This window comes from Haloarcula mannanilytica, assembly GCF_005406125.1.
GTDB lineage: Archaea > Halobacteriota > Halobacteria > Halobacteriales > Haloarculaceae > Haloarcula > Haloarcula mannanilytica.
In genome coordinates this window covers 132,219-151,150 of the sequence record NZ_BIXZ01000001.1, presented here as the reverse complement: position 1 = coordinate 151,150, position 18,932 = coordinate 132,219, and the positions used below count along the sequence as shown (strand labels likewise).

The 18,932-nt window shown below is 66.8% G+C and carries 19 protein-coding genes; 9 read left to right on the top strand and 10 right to left on the bottom strand.

Annotated features, from left to right (window positions below):
- From Harman_RS00685 to Harman_RS00675, 3 genes are all read right to left on the bottom strand, one after another.
- Complete coding sequence (locus tag Harman_RS00685) at nt 1-942, bottom strand: alpha/beta fold hydrolase (protein ID WP_137681906.1); 942 nt, start codon at nt 940-942, stop codon at nt 1-3.
- A 140-nt stretch (nt 943-1,082) separates the two neighbouring features.
- Nucleotides 1,083-2,132, bottom strand: coding sequence for a methylmalonyl Co-A mutase-associated GTPase MeaB (meaB, locus tag Harman_RS00680; protein ID WP_137681905.1), 1,050 nt, complete (start codon nt 2,130-2,132; stop codon nt 1,083-1,085).
- Entirely contained in the window at nt 2,129-2,551 is a 423-nt protein-coding gene (locus Harman_RS00675; RefSeq protein WP_137681904.1) for a cobalamin B12-binding domain-containing protein, read from the bottom strand. The genes meaB and Harman_RS00675 overlap by 4 nt, the downstream gene beginning before the upstream one ends.
- A gap of 185 nt (nt 2,552-2,736) precedes the next feature.
- Here Harman_RS00675 and Harman_RS00670 point away from each other — a divergent pair, with 185 nt between their 5' ends.
- The 4 genes from Harman_RS00670 to Harman_RS00655 are packed head-to-tail and all read left to right on the top strand — an operon-like array spanning nt 2,737 to nt 5,669.
- Nucleotides 2,737-3,411, top strand: a complete 675-nt coding sequence (locus tag Harman_RS00670; RefSeq protein ID WP_137681903.1) for a glycosyltransferase family 2 protein — start codon at nt 2,737-2,739, stop codon at nt 3,409-3,411.
- Between the two features lie 2 nt (nt 3,412-3,413).
- Entirely contained in the window at nt 3,414-3,800 is a 387-nt protein-coding gene (locus tag Harman_RS00665) for a DUF2304 domain-containing protein (RefSeq protein WP_137681902.1), read from the top strand.
- The gene (locus Harman_RS00660) at nt 3,793-4,650 is read left to right on the top strand and encodes a polysaccharide deacetylase family protein (protein WP_137681901.1); all 858 of its coding nucleotides are present in this window, start codon (nt 3,793-3,795) and stop codon (nt 4,648-4,650) included. The genes Harman_RS00665 and Harman_RS00660 overlap by 8 nt, the downstream gene beginning before the upstream one ends.
- Entirely contained in the window at nt 4,647-5,669 is a 1,023-nt protein-coding gene (locus Harman_RS00655; protein ID WP_137681900.1) for a lysylphosphatidylglycerol synthase transmembrane domain-containing protein, read from the top strand. The genes Harman_RS00660 and Harman_RS00655 overlap by 4 nt, the downstream gene beginning before the upstream one ends.
- A gap of 30 nt (nt 5,670-5,699) precedes the next feature.
- Here Harman_RS00655 and Harman_RS00650 read toward each other — a convergent pair whose 3' ends face one another.
- The 5 genes from Harman_RS00650 to Harman_RS00630 all read right to left on the bottom strand — a co-directional run bounded on the left by Harman_RS00650 (nt 5,700) and on the right by Harman_RS00630 (nt 11,679).
- Nucleotides 5,700-7,481 carry an ArnT family glycosyltransferase gene (locus Harman_RS00650; protein WP_137681899.1) on the bottom strand — a complete coding sequence of 594 codons (1,782 nt, stop codon included), beginning with the start codon at nt 7,479-7,481 and terminating at the stop codon, nt 5,700-5,702.
- 42 nt (nt 7,482-7,523) lie between these two features.
- Complete coding sequence (locus tag Harman_RS00645) at nt 7,524-8,210, bottom strand: glycosyltransferase (protein WP_137681898.1); 687 nt, start codon at nt 8,208-8,210, stop codon at nt 7,524-7,526.
- 119 nt (nt 8,211-8,329) lie between these two features.
- Nucleotides 8,330-9,919, bottom strand: a complete 1,590-nt coding sequence (locus tag Harman_RS00640; RefSeq protein WP_137681897.1) for a methyl-accepting chemotaxis protein — start codon at nt 9,917-9,919, stop codon at nt 8,330-8,332.
- A complete protein-coding gene (locus Harman_RS00635; protein ID WP_137681896.1) occupies nt 9,916-10,248 on the bottom strand; it encodes a hypothetical protein in 333 nt (110 codons plus the stop codon). The genes Harman_RS00640 and Harman_RS00635 overlap by 4 nt, the downstream gene beginning before the upstream one ends.
- An 81-nt stretch (nt 10,249-10,329) precedes the next feature.
- Nucleotides 10,330-11,679: an MFS transporter gene (locus Harman_RS00630; protein WP_137681895.1), complete on the bottom strand. Its 1,350-nt coding sequence runs from the start codon at nt 11,677-11,679 to the stop codon at nt 10,330-10,332.
- A gap of 73 nt (nt 11,680-11,752) precedes the next feature.
- Here Harman_RS00630 and Harman_RS00625 point away from each other — a divergent pair, with 73 nt between their 5' ends.
- Nucleotides 11,753-11,980, top strand: coding sequence for a ribbon-helix-helix domain-containing protein (locus Harman_RS00625; protein WP_004518043.1), 228 nt, complete (start codon nt 11,753-11,755; stop codon nt 11,978-11,980).
- Here Harman_RS00625 and Harman_RS00620 read toward each other — a convergent pair.
- Entirely contained in the window at nt 11,977-12,312 is a 336-nt protein-coding gene (locus Harman_RS00620) for a hypothetical protein (protein WP_137681894.1), read from the bottom strand. The two genes, Harman_RS00625 and Harman_RS00620, sit on opposite strands and share 4 nt — an antisense overlap.
- 37 nt (nt 12,313-12,349) lie before the next feature.
- A complete protein-coding gene (locus tag Harman_RS00615) occupies nt 12,350-12,895 on the bottom strand; it encodes a hypothetical protein (protein ID WP_137681893.1) in 546 nt (181 codons plus the stop codon).
- Nucleotides 12,896-13,151: 256 nt separating this feature from the next.
- On the opposite strand from Harman_RS00615, the gene Harman_RS00610 reads away from it, so the two are divergent.
- The 4 genes from Harman_RS00610 to Harman_RS00595 are packed head-to-tail and all read left to right on the top strand — an operon-like array spanning nt 13,152 to nt 18,913.
- Complete coding sequence (locus Harman_RS00610) at nt 13,152-15,176, top strand: DUF4129 domain-containing protein (RefSeq protein ID WP_137681892.1); 2,025 nt, start codon at nt 13,152-13,154, stop codon at nt 15,174-15,176.
- Nucleotides 15,173-16,126 carry a DUF7269 family protein gene (locus tag Harman_RS00605; protein ID WP_137681891.1) on the top strand — a complete coding sequence of 318 codons (954 nt, stop codon included), beginning with the start codon at nt 15,173-15,175 and terminating at the stop codon, nt 16,124-16,126. The genes Harman_RS00610 and Harman_RS00605 overlap by 4 nt, the downstream gene beginning before the upstream one ends.
- Complete coding sequence (locus tag Harman_RS00600) at nt 16,127-17,488, top strand: DUF58 domain-containing protein (protein ID WP_137681890.1); 1,362 nt, start codon at nt 16,127-16,129, stop codon at nt 17,486-17,488.
- Nucleotides 17,489-18,913 carry a DUF7519 family protein gene (locus tag Harman_RS00595; protein WP_137681889.1) on the top strand — a complete coding sequence of 475 codons (1,425 nt, stop codon included), beginning with the start codon at nt 17,489-17,491 and terminating at the stop codon, nt 18,911-18,913. It abuts the gene before it with no gap.
- Nucleotides 18,914-18,932: the final 19 nt, after the last annotated feature.

The window sequence follows — 18,932 nt, the reverse complement described above, 5'->3', positions numbered from 1 at the left end:
TCAGTTCTCGACCGTTACCGAAGTCACTCTGTCCCGGACCACGTCGATGAATTCACCGGGATGTTCGACGTGTGGCAAGAGGAGGGAGTCGCCGAAGACGACGAGCATCGCGTCCGCCCGCTCGGCCAGTTCGCGGCCCTCCGACAGCGGCGTGATATCGGCGTCCTCGCCCCACACCAGCGTCACGGGCACGTCGAGGCTCGCAAGCACTTCGCCGAGGTCGTCCTCGGGGTCGAGGAAGCCGGTGACGAACGACGCCGGCGCGAAGCGCGCGCCGGGCTGGTGGCCGCTTTGCCACTCGTAGTCGACGACCTCGTCGGTGAGGTTGTCCATGTCGTAGTAGCCGTGGTCGGCGTGGAAGTGGCGGATGGAGGGCTTCGAGACGGTGAGGTTGTAGATGGCTTCACCGATGACCGGGGACCGAAGCAGCGAGCGGAGTCCGACGTTCCGACTCCCCATCGAACTGTCCGTCGGACAGATGAGGATGAGCTCTGTAACGTCGACTTCCTGTGCCGCGCTGGCCGCGTACGCACCGGTCAGCGACGACGCGACGACAGTTGCGTCGGTGGTGTTGTCCTCGATGAAGTCTCGGACAAAGGCCGTGTACAGTGATGCCGAGTACAGCAGCGGCGGCCGGTCGGTGTGCCCGAAGCCCGGCAGATCCGGCGCGATGACGTGGTAGTCCTCGGCTAGCGTGTCGAACACCGTGTGGAACTCGTGGCTGCTGGCGGCGGCGTTAATGCCGTGGAATAACACGAGGTCCGGATCCGAGGGGTCGCCGGCTTCAGTGTAGGCGATGTCGAACCCGCGCCAGCGGTAGGTCCCCTGTTCCCCGTCCAGCATCGGCTCGAACGCGTCGGCCTGTGACTGCAGCACGCGGTTTGCGGCGGCCGTCGCGCCGACCGCGCCAACGACTGCACCGAGCGCCTTGCGGAGTTTCATACTGACATCTAGAGACTCGGGCAATGTTATAGTTGTACGTGACGGAAACCCACGGCCGTCGCCCACACGTGCCGGAGGAACATCGGGTCGCTGCCACTGGCCGGGGCCGCCAAGACTCTCGGGTCACGACAGGCTCGACCTCAGGCTTCGTCTCGACGCTCGTCGAGACAGTCCCGCAGTGGCGTGAGGATTTCGTCGACGACAGTGTAGGGGTCCGTGTGGCGCTCGATCACGGCGTCGACGTAGCTGTCGATGCCGCCCCGACGGTCGAGTTCGTCGGCCAGGAGTTCGTTAGCGTCTTCCCGGAGTAAGGTTCGGATCTCCGCGGCGAAACGCTCCCGTGCCTGCCCCTCTCGGCGGCCGGTTCGGTCCAGGTATTCCCCGTGGTCGGCCAGTGTCTCCAAGAAGTCCTCGACGCCCTCGCCGCGGTTGGCGACCGTCTCGACGATGGGCGGATTCCACGACTCCGACTCGGCATCGTCGTCATGTGGGTCATCACTCTCCGCGTGGCCGGCGAGTTCGGTCGCGCCGTGGTGGCCGGTCTCCGGCCGCCCGCTCCGGCCCTGTAGCATCTCCCGGAGCTGCTGGACGGTTCGGTCGGCCCCGTCGAGGTCGGCCTTGTTGACCACGAACACGTCGCCGATTTCGAGGATGCCGGCCTTGAGCATCTGCACGTCGTCGCCACTGCCCGGCGGGACCAGTACGGCGACGGTGTCGGCGGTGCGGACGATGTCGACCTCGTTTTGGCCCGCGCCGACCGTCTCGACGATGATCTTGTCCTTGCCGAAGGCGTCGAGTGCGGTTACAGCGTCGGTCGTCGCCGTCGATAGGCCGCCAAGCGAGCCGCGTGCGGACATCGACCGGAAGAACATGTCCATGTCGCCGGCGTTGGAGGCCATCCGAATCCGGTCGCCCAGCACCGCGCCCCCGGAGAACGGCGACGACGGGTCGATGGCGATGACACCGACGGTCAGACCCTGCTCGCGGTAGGTCGCCGCCACCTTGTCGACCAGCGTGGACTTGCCAGCGCCGGGACTGCCTGTGACGCCGATAACGTCAGCCGTCCCCGTGTGCTGGTGGAGATCGGAGATTATCTCGCGGTACCCCGGCGAGCGGTTCTCGATCTGGGTGATGACTCTGGCGAGGGCGCTGTGCTTGCCCGCGAGCAGGTCCTCGACGAGGTCGCTCATCGCTCGGGCGCGTGCTCGTGGATGTACTCGATCATCTCCTCCATCGAGGCGCCGGGGCCGAATATCTCGTCGACGCCCAGATTCCGGAGTTCGTCCTTGTCGTCGTCCGGGACGATACCGCCGACCAGGATGAGCCGGTCGTCGAAGGCGTCGTACTCCTTCAGGCCGTCGAGAATCTTCGGGACCAGCGTGTTGTGCGCCCCCGAGAGGATGGAGATGCCGACCACATCCACGTCCTCCTGTACCGCGGCTTGCACGACCTCGTCCGGTGCGCGGTGCAGGCCGGAGTAGATCACCTCGAAGCCGGCGTCGCGGAGCGCCCGGGCGATGACGTGTGCCCCGCGGTCGTGACCGTCGAGTCCCACCTTCGCCACCAGACACCTGATGGTCCGTTCCGTCTGCTCCTGCTCGACACTCATGCCAGTACGTACCGCGCGGTGTGTTTTCATTCTTACCATGTTCATGATGAACCATGTTATTTATCGGCAGCCGTCACTGCGGTCGGTTTTCCCTGTCTTGTCCGGTTGAAGCCAAGCGAGGGGCCAGGGTGAAACGAGTCCACGGAACGACAATTCTAAGTTCACCGCTCGCGGCGTCTGAAACAGTGCGAACAGTCGCCGTCATCCCCGCGTACAACGAGTCGAGCACCATCGGGTCGGTGATCGACGGGACGAGCCGGTACGTCGACGAGGTCGTGGTCGTCGACGACGGCTCGACGGACGACACCGCGGCCATCGCCCGTGAGCACGGCGCACACGTCGTCACGCACGTGTTCAACACCGGCGTCGGTGGGGCCGTCAGGACGGGCTATCAGTACGCCATCCGCCACGACTTCGACTTCGTCGTGCAGGTCGACGCCGACGGCCAGCACGACCCGGAGAAAATCCCGACGCTGCTGGACCACGCCGAGGACGCGGACATGGTCATCGGTAGCCGCTACCTGAATGAGAGCATCGACGACTACCCACTCATCAGACGGCTGGGGATCACCTTCTTCACGACCGTCGTGCGCAAGCTCGGCGGCATCGACATCACTGACGTGACCAGCGGCTTCCGCGTCTACCGCGTCTCGGCACTGAAGGACATCCTCCACCGCTCGGACAACCACTGGGCGGTCGAGCAGACGCTCGATGCGGCCCAGCGCGGCCAGCGGATCGAAGAGGTTTCGATAGAGATGCCGATCAGGGACGAGGGCGAGTCGCAGTTCAGCCTCGACACGCTCGTGCTGTACCCGATACGCATGACTGACACCGTCTTCCGGGTCCTCCTCTTTCGCTAACCATGGTCTTTGGATTCGACTACTCACTGGTGAATCTCCTGTCACTAGTCGTCGGACTCGCCTTCCTCACGAACGGCTACGTCATCGTCAGAAGCGAACGCGAATCGCTAGAGCTGTTCGTGATGTCGCTGTTGCTGGGCGCGGGGCTCATTGTCGTCGCTATCGTGCCCAACGTGTTCGAACTCGTGGCGAGGGTGCTGGGACTGGAACTGAAAGCTCGGGCCATCCTCGTTATCTCGAACCTGACGCTGTTCGTGGCGGTGACGTACCTGCTCAACCGCATCGGTCACATGTACGACCGGCTGTCGCGGCTGAACGAGGAGCTGAGCCTCCTCCGGAGCGAACTGGAGGAACACCAGTTACAAACCGAGGACACGAAAGATGAGTAACCGCGCGGTGCTGTCGATTGATTTCGAGTTGTTCACCCAGACGCCGGCCTACCGGAGCGCCGCGGGGACGACCGACCGTGACGGCGTCGGCCTCGACGGCGGCCGGTTCTTCCGGGAGATTCTCGCGGAGTATGACGCGACTTCGACCGCGTTCGTGGTATCGGAAGTCGCCGAATCCCACCCCGAGGCCGTACAAGCCCTGGCTGACGACGGCCTCGAAATCGCCTCCCATACGCATACCCACCAGCTGCTCTCGGACCTCGACAGCGACGGGCGACGAGCGGAACTGAGCCAGTCGAAGGCGGTGCTGGAGCGGGTCACCGGCGAACGCGTCTCCGGCTTCCGTGCGCCCGCGTTCGACATCACTGACGACCACTTCGAGCTGCTTGCCGACACCGGCTACACGTACGACTCTAGCGTCGTTTCCAGCCGGTCGATTCCGGGGTGGTACGGCGGCGAATACGACATTCACGAACCCGTTCCGGCGACGGGGATTCAGGCAGATGCACCGGACGACATCACCGAGTTTCCGGCCAGCGTCATGCCCGGCCTGCAGTTGCCCCTGACCGGGACCTGGCTCCGGTTTTTCGGCCCGCGGTACACGATACTGGGCATGAAGCTGCTGGCCCGTCGGGGTATCACGCCGATGCTGTACGTCCATCCGTGGGAACTGGTCGACCTGCCAGCTGTCGAGGGCGTGCCGACACGGGTGTACGTCAGGACCGGCGACTGGATGCGCCGTGCGGTCGAACGGATTCTCAAGCAGGACTTCGAGTTCACGACCGCGCGGGCTGTACTGGCGGACGGCGAAACGGCCGCGACACAGCTACACAGGGGCGAGACGGTGTGACCAGTCGGGCTCGTGATCTGGGGATCACGGTCGCCCAGTACGGGATCGCCGTCGCGGCGCTGGCGTGGTTGCTCACGCAGTTCGACATCGCCAGTGCAGTCGATCTGCTCGCCGGTGTCAGCATCGAGACGGTACTCGCGGTCGTGGCTGTCAGCGTCCTGGGCATCTGTGGCCGGGCCTACTCGTGGCACTCGGTAATCTCCCCGTTGGCTCCCGTCCGGTTCCGGACGGCCGCCGGGACGACGCTCATCGTGAACTTCGTCAACCAGTTGCTCCCCTCCCGGCTCTCCGGGCGGCTAGCCGCGCCCTTTGTCCTCCGGAGCCAGACCGGGATGGCCTACAGCGACGCAGCGGCGGCGTCGGCGCTGCACACCGGCATCTTCGCCCTTTATTACGGCATCGGGGCCACCGCCGGGCTCGTTCTCGCAATCCCGCTCCTCCGGGTCGAGTTTCTCGCGCTGTTGGCGCTTGCGACGAGCCTGTACTTCGTGGCCGGCCTCGCCATCCTACTCGGGGGGCTCAATCTCTCCTATCTCGACCGGCTCATCGGCTGGCTGTCCGGGGTCGCTGCCGGGATTCCGCGTATCGGCGAGCGGGTGGCGGCGCGTCTCGACGGCCTGCTCGAATTCACCGATAGTTCGACCACGACGTTCCGGACGCTCGTCGGCGAGCCGGGGGTGTGGCTCCGCTACGCGGTCGGCTGGACCGTCGACCTCGTCATCGCGCCCGGCGTGCGCGTTGGCCTGTTACTGGGGAGTTTCGGCGCGACGTTCGAGCCGCTTGTCGCGCTGCCGCTGTACCTGCTCGTAGCCTACAGCGTGACGCTCCTGCCCCTGACACCGGGCGGTATCGGCATCACCGAGGCGACGGCGACGGCGGTGTTCGTCGCGCTGGGTATCCCGGCGGCGGTCATCGTTCCCATCGTCTTCGTCGACCGGTTCCTCAGCATCTACCTGCCGTCGCTAGCGGGCTGGTACCCCTCGGTGCGGCTCGACCTCTCGTCGTTGACGGCGGAGTAATTCGCGGAACATCCAGACCGCAGTGAGAACTCAGAACGGCGGGTCTCGCTCCGGGTCGCATTCACCGTTGCGCTCCAGAATGAGGGTGTACTGGTTGGCCGCGAGCTCCTGCTCGTCGGCGAACTGGTCCGTGTGCGGGACAACGCCGAGCCGGAGCAGGTCGGTGAACGAGCCCGGCGTCGGTCGCTGGGGGACGAAGTTCGGCGGCCGCTCCCCGAACTCGGCGACGATTTCGTAGTTGGTCTCCTCGTTCAGAAGGCTCCGGAGGTAGGTGGCCTGGGCGTCGCCGTTCCGGTAGTAGGTGTCCTCCTTGAGATACAGCAGGTCCCGATACCCGATCTGGATGTACCGCGGACAGTGCATCGCCTCTTGGTCGTCGTCATCAAAGGAGTACCGGGCGGGCATCGAGTGCGGGATGGCGGTGTCCTGAATGTGGACGCGGTAGGTCTCCACCACGTCGCCCTCATCGCTGTTGTCTTCGAGCCAGGCCGTCGCCTCGTCGCGGGGCATTGACGCGAACTGGGCCGTCCCGATACCGGCGTAGACGGCTGTCGTCACCAGCAGGACGGCCATCACCGGCCGAGCGAGACTGGTCGAGCGCTCGCGGAGGTCCACCAGCCGACCGCCGACGAGCAGAGCGATGAGCGGGAACGTCGGCAGGAGATGATGGACGCGGAAGTCGTGCCACTGGGAGAACATGGCGATGTATGCCGTCAGGCCCGTCAGGACAAGGACGGTGCCGTGGAAGGCGGTGCCACGGTCACGCAGCGTGGCGACGGTTGCCACGACGCTGGCGGCGGCCGCGGCAAACAGCGGTAAGCCGAGCGCGCTGAAGTAGCCCCGGAGGAACCACCACCACATCGGCGCGTCGGGACCCGTCGGGTGGCTCATCCGCGAAGTCGAGCCGCCGAACACGCGCTCGATGAATGGTTCGGCTCCCGCCACGAGCGCCGTCGGGAACCCGAGTACGATCATCGCAAAACCGAGCAACGCGCCACTCAGCAAGAGTTTGGGACGATACAGCGTCTCCGACAGCGGCGCGTCGGCGGCATGGGCGCGCAGCAGGTAGGCGACGCCGATGAGGAGGATGACCGGCGCGGCCGTCAGCTTGAACGCGATGGCGACGCCGCCGACGGCGCTCGCCGCCAGAAACAGCGTCCCGTCGTCCGTCTGTACGTAGCGGACCAGCAGGTACAGCGCGAGCAGGACGAGCGCGAGCGCCGGCATGTCCTCGCCGGCCTCCTTCGAGATAGTGAGGAAGCCGAACGTCAGCGACAGCACGACCGCCGAGAGCCGGCCGGCGTTGCGGCTCTCGATTGCGACGCCGAGTCGGTAGGTGAGATACACCGCAATGAGTGCGGCGACGACGTTCGTCAGCCGGATGAAGACCAGGCTCCAGGTCCAGATCCACTCCGGCGTGGCGGCCCAGACCTCGTAATGGCCGAACGCCCAGCCGGGGAAGGCGATGGTCGTGAACGCGCCGAGGTCGCCGGTGATTGCGGCGACGAGCACGACGGGGAAGATGGCGAGCATGTAGAGATACAGCGTCGCGCCGAAGGGAGCACGGCCCCACTCGACGCCGGCCTTGAGCCCCTCGAAGCTCGGCTCTTCGAGGACCGAGCCGTAGACGGTCATCGCGTCTAGCAGACGGCTGTACTCGTCGCGGGTGGCGAAGTTCGGGATGCGGTGCCAGAACCAGAACCCAACCATGACGGCCGACAGGAGCAGAATATATCGGAGATACGGATCGTCTCGAACGTCGGACCGAACCTGTTCGACGGCGTTCTCTGGGAGGGTCCGCCAGCCACTCATCGTGTCACTGCTCCGGGGTGTGCGTTGAAAAGGCTGCCCTTCTCAGAAATACTCGGCATCGAACTCCCGGCGGAGGATGTAGTGGTTCGCGTACCCGCGGACGTACTTCGCAAACAGCGAGAGATACCCCTCGTCGGCCTCTCTGCGTGCAGATGTGGACACGCAGGAGTCGGCGTCGTAGACGATCCGACCGTAGTCTTTCATCCGCAGCGAGAGTTCCGTGTCCTCCATGAACGGGATGTCCTCGTCGAAGCCGCCCGCGGCCTCGAAGGCCCCAGCACGGAAGCTACAGTTGAAGCCCGGTTGCTGGACGAAGCCAAGCGGCCAGGACACCCGATACCAGTAGTCCGACAGCAGTTTGAACAGCACGCGGTGTTTGAGACTGTCTTCGAGCGGGCGTGCTGGACCGCCGACGCCCACGACATCGTCGTCGGCGTAGTGTCTGAGATGTAGTCGAACCCAGTCGTCGGGGACGACCGTATCGGCGTCGGTAAACAGTAAAATTGGTGCTGTCGCGGCCGCGGCTCCGCGGTTCCTCGCGGCCCCGGCCCCGCCCTCGTCGGACCGGACGACAGTGTCGACGAAGGGCGTCTCACGGGCCACCTGTTCAGTGCCGTCGTCGCCACCGACCACGACGACCAGTTCCACCGGCTGTGACTCGAAGGGAGCCAGACAGCGGGCCAGCGACTCCGCTTCGTTGTAGGCCGGGACGATGACTGCGGCGTCCATCTGGCCCGCCGGTACACCGTACAGACACAAATACCATCCGATGAGGCGGAGCCTGATTGGGCGCACTCGGTAGCCCGACGGTACGGCAGGCACACCGAAAAGAGCCGTCGCAGTCCGCCTCAGTCCCGCTCGGGTCGCCCGCTCCCGTCGGTCACCGCCGCTCTATCGCCAGTTCCCGCCGTCGAGAGGTCGTTCCCGCCCGACGCGGCGAACTTGAAGTCATCGAGGAGTTCCGAGAGGTCGTCAGCCTGGTCCGAGAGGTGGACCACGTCGTCGGTGACGCCCTCGATGGCCGCCGTCTGTTCCTCGGCCGCCGCAGCGGCGGTCTGTGCGCCGGTGCTCGTCCGCTCGGTCATCGAGTCGAACTCCTCGACCATCGCCACCACTTCCTCTGCCGACGCCGCCTGTTCGTCGGTCGCATCGTCGACGGACTGGATGCCAGCGTTGACCTCCTCGACGCGTTCAAGAATCTCTTCGAGGACGCTGATCGTCTCGTCGACCGTCTCAAGGCCGTTATCGACGCGGTCGTCCATCTCGTGAATGCCGTCGACGGTCTCTGTCGTCGACTCTTGAATCGTCTCGATGCGCCCGGCGATGCGCTGGGTCGCCTCGCCGGTTTCCTGTGCGAGGCCCTTGATTTCGTCGGCGACGACAGCGAAGCCTTCGCCCGCTTCGCCGGCCCGGGCGGCCTCGATGGAGGCGTTGAGCGCGAGCATATTCGTCTGCTCGGCGATATCCTCGATGACACTGACGATTTCCCCGATCTGGTCCATCTCGGTGTCGAGGGACTCGACGTTGCCGATTGTCGACTCGGCCTGGTTTTCGATGGCTTCCATCTCGGATTTCGCGTCGGTTACGTGCTCGCTGCCGACGGAGCCGAGCTCGGACGCCTGTTCGGACATCTGTGCCACCTCGTCGGTCGAGGACGCGATCTCCTCGACTGTCGCTGACAGGTCCGTCATCTCGTCGGTGACCGTCCGGACATTGTCGTGTTGTTGATCGGTGTTCGAGGCGATTTCCTCGACGTTATCGCTGACCTCTCGACTCGCGTTCCGGACCTCCTCAGCGCTGGCACTGAGTTCGTCCGTCGAACCGTCGACCTGCCCGGCGAAGCGGGTGACGGTCGTGAGCGTCTCCGAAAGCGTCTCCATCATGTCGTTGAACGCGGTTGCGATCTCGGTCATCGCCTCCGTCCGGCTCTTGGGGTCCATCCGCTGGGTGAAGTCCCCGGCAGCGGCCGCGTGCATCGTTGCCCCGAACGACTCGGCCTTCGTCCGGAGGTGTGCGTTCAGGTCCTCGGATTCCCGCTTTGCCACCTCTGCCTGCTCCTTGGCCGTTTCCGCTTCCTTTCGTTGTTGTTCTGCGGCCTGGCGCTGCTCTTCTGCCTCCGCGCGGCGTCTTGAAGCTTCCCGGGTGGCCGTTTTGAGGTCCTCGACGGTTGCGATGGTCCCTGTCGAGGAAACCGCGACGACGCCGACGAGGACGGCCAGCAGCGACGTGCCGAGCGCGTCCATGATCGCTCCGGCGACGCCAATCCATTCAATGAAGACGACGCCAGTCCAGAGGAATCCGAGTGCCGCGGCGAAGGAGAAACTCGCCCAGAATCCCGAGTCAAGATCAGTCTCGCGGTACGTTTTGACGCCGAGTGCGACCGTCGCACCGTAGGCGGCGACCGCGACGAAGTCCGCCAGGATGATTGGTGCGCTCACGATTCCGCCCTCCCGCCGTCTGCAGCGATATCAGGGCCGTCCGCATCGACATCGTCCGAGAGGACCTGCTGGCGGCGGACATACGCCGCGAACAGGAATGCCAGACCCGAACCCATCAGGCCGAGGTAATGCTCGGCGTAGTTGAGCACCGTGCCGAGAAACAGGTTCTCGACGTTGGTCACGACTGTCGCCACGATCAACAGCATGTAGCCGACCACGAACAACCGCGAACTTCGCCGGTAGCGCAGTAGTACCGGGACGAGTCCGATCAGCGCAATAATGGGCAATACAACTTTATGAGGATCTAACGCCGCCAGTCCCGTTTGCATACCCAGTATCAACTGAAGGAGATGATATACGTTACTACCCCAGTACAACGATTGAGAACTACCTAGCTGTTGTCGGGGTAGCTACACGCGACGCGCGAGAACGATCCCCGCGAGGACAGCAACGAGCGCGATGCCGGCGAGGGTGGCGAACAGCGCCGTCGCGTTCGCAAAGGCCAGGATCGACCCGGCCAACCCGCCGCCGAGCGCGCCGACGCCGAACACGCCCAGATACGTAAAGCCGTAGGAGAGCCCGCGCGTCCCGGCGGGCGTATACTCCGCGACTGAAGCCTGATACAGCGGCTGGACGACGAACAGGGCAACCCCCAGCAGCGCGCCAAGCACCGCCAGCGGCCCGAGTCCCATTCCCGACACCGGGACGAACAGCACCGCCAGAATTGCCAGCCCCAGGAACGAGCCGGCGATGCCGTACTCGACGGGAATCCGGTCGCTCAGTTTGCCGCCAGCGTACTGGCCGAACACGCCGATGAGCAACAGGCCGGCGTAGAAGTAGTCCTGTGGCTTGAGTGTCTGTCCCGCCCCGGCTTCGATGCCGAGTGCAGACAGGACACTGGAGGGCAGTAGCGTCTCTATCGGGATCGGCTCGAAGCCCGGCAGGTCACGCAGGAGTTCCGGAAGGAACGTGAGGACGCCGCGGTAGTACAGCCCCGAACACATGACGACAACGAACACCAGCAGGAAACTGCCAGTAAGCAGGTGCTTGCTCTCCGTGAGGAACTCCCCGAGCGAGTCGATGCCGCTGCTGGCCTTCGAACCGCCGTCTGTCGCGGCCGCGACCGCCGCCGTCTCGTCGAAGCTCGCTTGTGAGGCGTAGACGGCGGCGAGCAACGCAGGGACCCCGAGAATGAGTGCGACCGTCCGCCACTCCGCGACGAGCAGGAGAATCGCAGCGACGAGCGGGCCGAGGCCGATACCGAGGTTGCCGGCGACACCGTGGTAGGCCAGCCCGGTCCCGCGCTGTTTGACCCCCTTGCTGATGAGCGAGAGGCCGGCCGGGTGGTAGACGCTGGCCGAGAGGCCCCAGAGGACCAGCGCAAGCGCGATGACGACCATGTTCGGAGCCAATCCGAGCAAGATATACGAGCCACCCATCCCGAGCAGACAGCCCGTGATGAGCCGGCGAGAGCCGATGCGGTCGACGACGATACCCCCAGGGAGTGCGCCCGCCCCGAACAGGCCATAGCCCAGCGTCACGATGACACCGACGGTCGCCGTCGTCACGTCGAACTGGGCGACGCCGAGGTTGATGAGGTCGAACTCGGTGAGCCAGATGACGACGAAGATCGGGACCGCCATCTCGTAGGTGTGGACCAGCCCGTGTGCGAGCATGACCAGCGCGGTGATCGCTCGGTCGTTCGCGTTCACACTGTGGTTCGTGTCGGCCGTCGGCAAGTGTGTGGCGGTTCCGCGCACTCGCGCGCGGATAGTTTCCACCGTCGCAAAATCGGGGGTGGGTTTTTATGTCCGAACAGTATAGGCCGCAAGTGTGAGCAAGATCAAGGTATCACTCCCGGACCAGGTTGACTCGGACATTCAGCGACTCGTCGAACAGGGCGAGTTCCTCAACCGTGACCAGGCCGTTGAAGACCTCCTGAAGCGAGGGATTTCGGCCTACAACACGACGACCGAAGAGACCGAGACGCTCGACGAAGAGATCTTCGACCAGACGGCCTCGGAACAGCAGGACCCCGCGATGCAGGACGACTTCCTCTAGTCGCGGTTCCGCGAGAGTCTGCTGTCGTCTTCGGCCCCAGGTCGTTCGGAGTCGTCGCCTTCCTGCCGGCGCTGTTTCGTTCGTGCGCCGGGTTTCGGCCCCCTGTCGAACGACTCGTAGGGCGTTTCGGCGACGCTTTCCGGGATGACGTACCACGCGAGGAGGCCGCCGATGGCGGTCCCACCGACGAAGATACCGAGTACCAGCAGCAAGTCGGCACCGCCATACAGCGTCACGAGCCCCATCGAGACGCCGACGAGGAGTGCGAACCCGACTTGCATGTATCTGAGAAACCGCTGTCGGTCGGCGTCCGTCACCGAGGGGCCGACCATCAGCGACCCCCAGCGCCGGCCTGTGTCCGTTGGGCCATCAGTAGAAGCCCCGTTCTACGTCTTCCTCGATGACATCTTCGAACTCCGCGTCGAGTAGCTCCTCTGCTTCCTCGAACGTCTCAGTGAGGTCGCTCATCTGGTCGGGCCGGTCGTGGTGGTCGAACTCCATCGGGCCGTAGGCGGGCGAGTCCATGGCGTCCATCATGTCCTCAAGCAGTGCTTGCGGTGAGGTGGGTGCGTCCGCATGGGTTTCCAGCACCGTTTCGAGGTTCTTGGCCTTCTCCTCGGCGTCGTCCTCGTCTTCGGGCCCCTGCTGGACGCCGAAGATGCCCGACCCGTCGGTCGGGAACAGCGGGTCGATGTCGTCGTCGATTCGACGGGCCACCTGTGACCCGACGCCCTGTACCTCGAAAGGGTTCTTCGCGTAGGTCTTGAGCTGGTAGACGCCGGCGTCGGGGTGACCGAAGTAGATGTCCTCGCCGATTCCGTTCGCGCGGTCGCCCCCGACGGCACGCCAGTCCCCCGGATTGGCATTGCTCTCCATCACGTCTTCGAGAATGTCCTGCCAGTCACGAACGCGCATTGTCAGTTTCCCGTTCGGTCTGGGTCAGAATGAACCCATCGGTCCCGGTTGCCACAGCTGTTGACCGAACCAGCCCACTGTACCGTTCCGGCCCCAATTCGATGCGGGCGGTGCCGCTGGCCCGGACCCGCGTTGGCGTCGCTGCTGTGGTCGCCCACGAGCCATACATGCCGAGGATTCATTACGTTTCACACAAATTTTCCTGAAAAGGATAGCGAGTGCCGCGGTGGGCACTCGTGTCATAGGAGCGGCTACAGTGGGAACAGCATCCGACGGACGGCGGGGTGGCGTCGACTGGCGACAGCTGGCACTGGTCAGTCTTGGCCTCGCCGGACTCCTCGTCGCGTCGTTTCTGGCTCCGCCGCCCGCCTCGAACACGGGACCTGACAGCGGCGGGTCCGGCGACGTGTCGGCAGCGACGGATGGCTGCGTCGTGCGCATCGATTCGGACCCGACGCCCGGTGACACGCTGGCAGTGCGAGTGTCACGGGACTTCGACCCCGTCTCCTCGGCCCGGGTCTGGTTCAACGACCAGTACGTCGGCCGGACGAACGAGAGCGGGCTCGTGTCCGGACGGGTGCCGTACCAGCGGGCGCTGAACGTCACCGTCGAGACACCTACAGCGGCGTCCTGTGAGTTCACCGCGGCCGGCGAAGACGGACCGGCCACCAGTCTCGCCGTGGACGGCGACCGGTCGTCGGTCCCCGACGCCGCGGGCACTGCGCCGGCAGCCGTCTCGGCGGTTTCCCAGCGCATGCTGGGAACGGCCGACTCGATGACAGCCCACGATCAAGCCCCCCAGCAGACGCCGCCGGACACCGGCACGAACACCGGCCAGTACAGCGTCGACGGGCACGTCTCCGTCACGCCTTCCGGGGAGCCGTATCCGGGTTCGACCGTTTCGCTGGTCGCGACGGTCGACGGCGTGCCGATGCGGAACGCGACCGTCAGCGTCGGCGGCGACCCCGTCGGTCGAACGGACGAGAACGGGCGATACCGGCTGACGGTCCCGGACCGTGACAGCGCGTCCGTGGCGGTGACCCGCGGGGAGTTCGGCGGGAGCGAACGGCTCGACGTGCTGGACCTCACGGTCCGCGTCAGATCGCCCGAACTGCTGCCGGTACCCGGTGACCCGGCCCGTATCCACGCTGTCAGAGACGGCGAGCCGGTCGAGAGCGCAGCGGTCACAGTCGACGGGCAGCGCCAGGGTACGACCGGCGCGAACGGGACCGTCGCGTACACGCTCCCGGTGAATCCCGACCAGACGGTCACAGCGACGACGGACCGACAAACTGCCACCGCACCGGTGTGGGTCGCGTACGCCGGGACAATCGCTCTCGGGATCGGACTGTTCGTACTGACCGTCGTCACGGTCCCGATAGCCGTGCTGTTGTACGGCCGTGGCGTCGGCCGAGCGGTCGGTATCGCGTGGGCCGTGTTCGATTCGCTGTTTTTTGTCGCCGTCCTGTGGGACCGGGGCGGCCTCCTCGTCGCGCTCGGGGTGGTCGGCGTCGCGGTCCTGTATCACTACCGGAAAGCGGCGTTCTCAGGCGGTGACGCGGTTTCCGCAGTGGTCGCATCCGCCGGGACGACGGTTGCCGGCGTCACCACCTGGACCCAGCGCGTAGTCCTTCGCCTTGTGACTGGTATCGAAACGACGCTGCGCCGGCTCCGTGGCCCGCCTGCCCGCCTGCTGGCGTGGGGCAGGTCACGCCAACTGTCGCTGTCGGCGCTGGCTCGTCACTTCCGGACGTGGATCCGCACGGCCGGAGCGCGGGTTATCGCCCGGGGTAGCGATGCGATCACGCCGAGACACCTCACCGCCGCCGGTCTATCGGGAGTCGCCACAGCCCTCGCATACGTCCGCTGGGGCATCGCCGGCGGCGTCATATTGGGCGGTGCAGTCGCAGTCGGTACGGTCGCGGTATACAGCTACTACCGATTCGCCAGCGGCGAGTCCACATCGGTCGCGTCGCCCTCCAGTGAGACGGAGACCGCGTCCGGGTCGGCGTCGGCCACTGCCGGCTCGGGGCCGTCACTCCGGGACCTCTGGCGGGCGTTCGCTCGCTGGGTCGTCCCCGGACGCTGGCGCACGCGAACGCCCAGAGAAGTCTCCCGAGCCGCTATCGAGAGCGGCCTGCCGCGCCAGCCCGTGGAGGCGCTGACACGCGCGTTCGAGGAGGTCGAGTACGGCGGCCAGTCCACGGAGAGCCGCCGTGAGCGCGCCCGCGAAGCGTACGACGCGCTCGTGAACGCGAGCGATACGGAGGCGGACGGATGAACCGCAGTCGCGTCACACTGGGCGTCGCTGCGGCGGTCGGCCTGCTGCTGGTGGCTGTCGGGGCGCTCGTCGCGCTGGCGGGGACGCCCGAACCGGCGGTCGGCGGGCCGGGCGTGGCAGGCGGGTTCGCAATCCTCGTCGGCCTGCTGGTGGCGCTGTGGAAGCTCTGGCGGACGCCGGGCGGTCCCGAAATGTCCCCGTCGCCGTGGGCCGACGACGAATTCGTCGGGGAGCATCTGGAGACCACGCCAGCCGAAGAAGCGGTCTCCGGAACCGACCTGGCCGAGCACGTCGAGGCGGCGGCCGCACAGGCCCGAAAGGGCGGGACTGTCGCGGAGAGCATGGGGCCGGTCCGGGAGCCGCTCCGCGCCACCCTCATCGACGCGCTGGTACAGGGCGGGCACGACCGCGACGCGGTCGAACGGCAACTCGCCGCCGGAGCCTGGACGGACGACCCGGTCGCCGCGGCGGTCCTCGACGAAGACGTTACGCCGCCCGACCGGTCGCTGCGCGCGCGGCTCCGGGCCTGGCTGTTCCCCGAAAAGGCCGTCCGGCAACGGAGCGCCCGAGCGATGGCGGCGGTCAGCGCCGCCGCGGACGACGCGCTCCCTTCAGTTGTCGGCCAGCAGGCCCCGCGACCGGTCCCCGTCGTTGCTCCCGGCGTCGCCGACCTTCAGCGGGCGGCCGACGGGACTCTCCAGCGGGCCGTCGACGGGTCGCTCCCCGCTCGTGAAGCAATCGGGACGGGCACAGCGCCGGACAGCAGGGCCGGCGAATCGGCGACGGCCGAGAACGGGGCTGTAGCCGATGAATCGGTCGAAACGGAGCCAAGCGACTCGCCACATGGACCGAGTGAGACCGCTCGGGAAGACGGTCCAGACACCACCGCGGCGGACGACGGGGCAACCGTCAGAGCCGATTGGGGCGACGTAACGGAGGTGCGTGACTGAATGGGGCGGCGACGGGCGCGGTGGCGCGGGGCGGTCGTGGCCGCGCTGGCGCTCGCCGGGGCCGGCGTCTGGGCGGGCAACGGCGCGCTCCTGCTCGCCGCGGGGCTTCCGCTTTCGTATCTGGCCTACGGGGCTGTCTCGACCGCGAGCGTGCCCGCAGAGATGACGGTGTCGCGGGCGGTCGAGCCGACGCCGGCCCCGCCGGGCCACCCCGTCTCGGTGCGAGTGACGGTGACCAACGAGTCCGAGGGGCCGGTGTCGGACCTCCGGGTCGTCGACGGCGTTCCGCGGGACCTCTCGGTTATCGCGGGCTCACCCCGTAGTGGCGAGACACTGGCCGCCGGCGAGTCGCTCACGCTGGAATACACACTCATCGCCCGCCGCGGCGACCACGACTTCGAGCCGCCGCGGCTCCGCGCCCGCGGGACTGGTGCGGCTGAGGTCGCAACGGCAGTACAGACCCCGGACGGCGACGACCGGCTCGTCTGCCGGTTGGACGCCGAGGCCCCGCCGCTGTCCGACCAGGGCAACGACCGCGTCGGGCAGCGCACCACCAGCGACCCCGGCGACGGGTTCACCTTCCACTCGACGCGGGAGTACCGGCGCGGCGACCCGGTGGGTCGTATCGACTGGCGCAGCTACGCCAAGCGGGGGGAACTGTCGACAGTTAACTACGAGCAGTGGGTGTCGACGGCGGTCGTGTTCGTCCTCGACGCTCGCCCCCCGTCGCGGGTGACCGCCGGACCGGGCCGGCCCACCGCAGTCGAACTCGGCGCGTACGCGACAACTCACGCGCTGACCTCGCTCTTGGGGGCCGGCCACGAGGTCGGACTCGCGGTGGTCGGCATCGACGGCGACGGCCCGGGCGGACTGGCCTGGATACCGCCCGGCAACGGGAGCGACCAGCGGTCCCGAGCGATCGACCGACTTGAAGACGCTGCCGAAGCCGCCGAGCGCGACCCGGACGGAGAGGATGGGGGCGAAAGTGGCACGGACAAGGGTGGAACCGCCGAAGTGGACCCACAGCAACAGTTCCGAAAAGTGATGGAACTGGCCGGGCCACGCTCGCAGTTCGTACTCGTCTCACCCATACTCGACGACGGCCCGGTAACGGCGATGGAAGGGTGGGCAGCCCTGGATGCCGCGCGGACCGTCCTCTCCCCGGACGTGACCGCCGCAAGCACGGTCAGCGGGCAACACGAGCACGTCCGCCGTCGGACCCGCCTCGCGCGGTGTCAGGCGACCGGGGCCAGAACAATCGACTGGCAGCGGGGAACGCCGCTCCCGCTCGTTCTCGACTACGCGTTCGCCGTCGAAGCGCGCCGACCGGACGGCAGCGTCCACCCGGGAGGTGGGGTCTGAATGGTCGGCGGCCCGCGACTCGACACGCCGTCGGCCGTCGGCGACGAGGGGCGGCCACGGGCGACGAGCCTGACCATCGCCGCGCTCGTCGTCGCCGCGTTCGGTCTGGCGACCGGCGTCCTCCGGGGCGACCCGCAACTGTTCAGCGGGGTCGCGCTGCTGGCAGGCGTCTCCGTCGCCGGCATGACGCTGCTCGACCGCGAGTCGCTCGGCCCGACGGTTATCGGCCACCTTTGCTTCCTCCCGGCGGCGTCCGGCGTCCTCGCCACCCTCGTGCTTTCGCCGGTTGAGACCGCTCTGATGGGCGGTGTCGTCCTGGCGATGGTCGGCGTCGCGACCGGCTGGACGAACGTTCTCGGCACGGAAACAGTTGCGTCGACGACCGTGAGTAGCGCGCTCTCGTATCTGTTCGCGGTGGTCGGTATCATCGTCCTCGTGCTGGCTGCCGGCATCGCGTGGGTCTGCTGGCGGCTCCTGACAGCAGTCGTCGGCGCAACGTCCCCGGTCGCTGCCGCCCTGGGGCTCAGCGCGCTCGTGTGCGTCTCGGCGATCTGTCTCTTCCTGGCCCTGTGGCAGCTCCCGGTCCTGCAGTTGACAGCACGGAGCCGACGAGCAGAGCGGGCAGCGACGTACGCCCGCTGTAAGCGCGTGCTCGGCGCTGTCGGGCTGGGCGCTGGCGTCCTTACTGTCCTCACCCCGTTCGTGGTGGTCTTTACACCGCTCGACCGGGTCCTCGCCGCACCGCCGTTTGGCGCTGTCGCGGGGCTGCTGTCGTCCTGGCTCGTCCTCGGGCCGATTGCCGCTGTTACAGTGGGCGCGCTGCTGGCCGCGACGGGGGCGTTCGTCCTCCGAACGTTCACCACTGAGTTTGACCACTCCTCCGTCCGGGCGGTCGGGGCCGTCGTCGCCGCGCTCGGCTACCTGCTGTTGCTGGCACCGGTCCTGCTCCGGCTCAGTATCGTCTCAGCGAACCCGGGCGCCGTATTCGCCGGCGCGGTCCTGCTCCCGCTGGCCGTCTATCTGGTGCTCGTCCTCGCCCTCGGTGCGCTCAAGCTCGGCTTGCTGCCTGAGCGGGCGGCTCCCGCCGCGTTGACCGCCGCGGGGCTCATCTATGCGAGCATCGGTGCAGCACAAGCGGACCTCCCCGCGCTGCTGGTGTTCGGCGGCGTCGCCGGCGGCCTCGTCACCTGGGACGTGGGCACATACGGACTGGGGCTGACGGCGGAACTGGGCCATCGACCGGAAACCCGACGGCTTGAGCTGTACCACGGCGTGTTCGCCGTCGGTGTCGGCGTCCTCGGTATCCTGCTCTTCGGTGCGGTTGAGCTAGCTAGACAGTCCGTGGGAACAGCTGTCGGATCGTCTGGAGCGATGGCCGTCGCGGTCCTCGGCGTCCTGCTTTTGCTTGCGCCGCTACGCGGCTAAGGGCTGTCCGGCTGGAGTG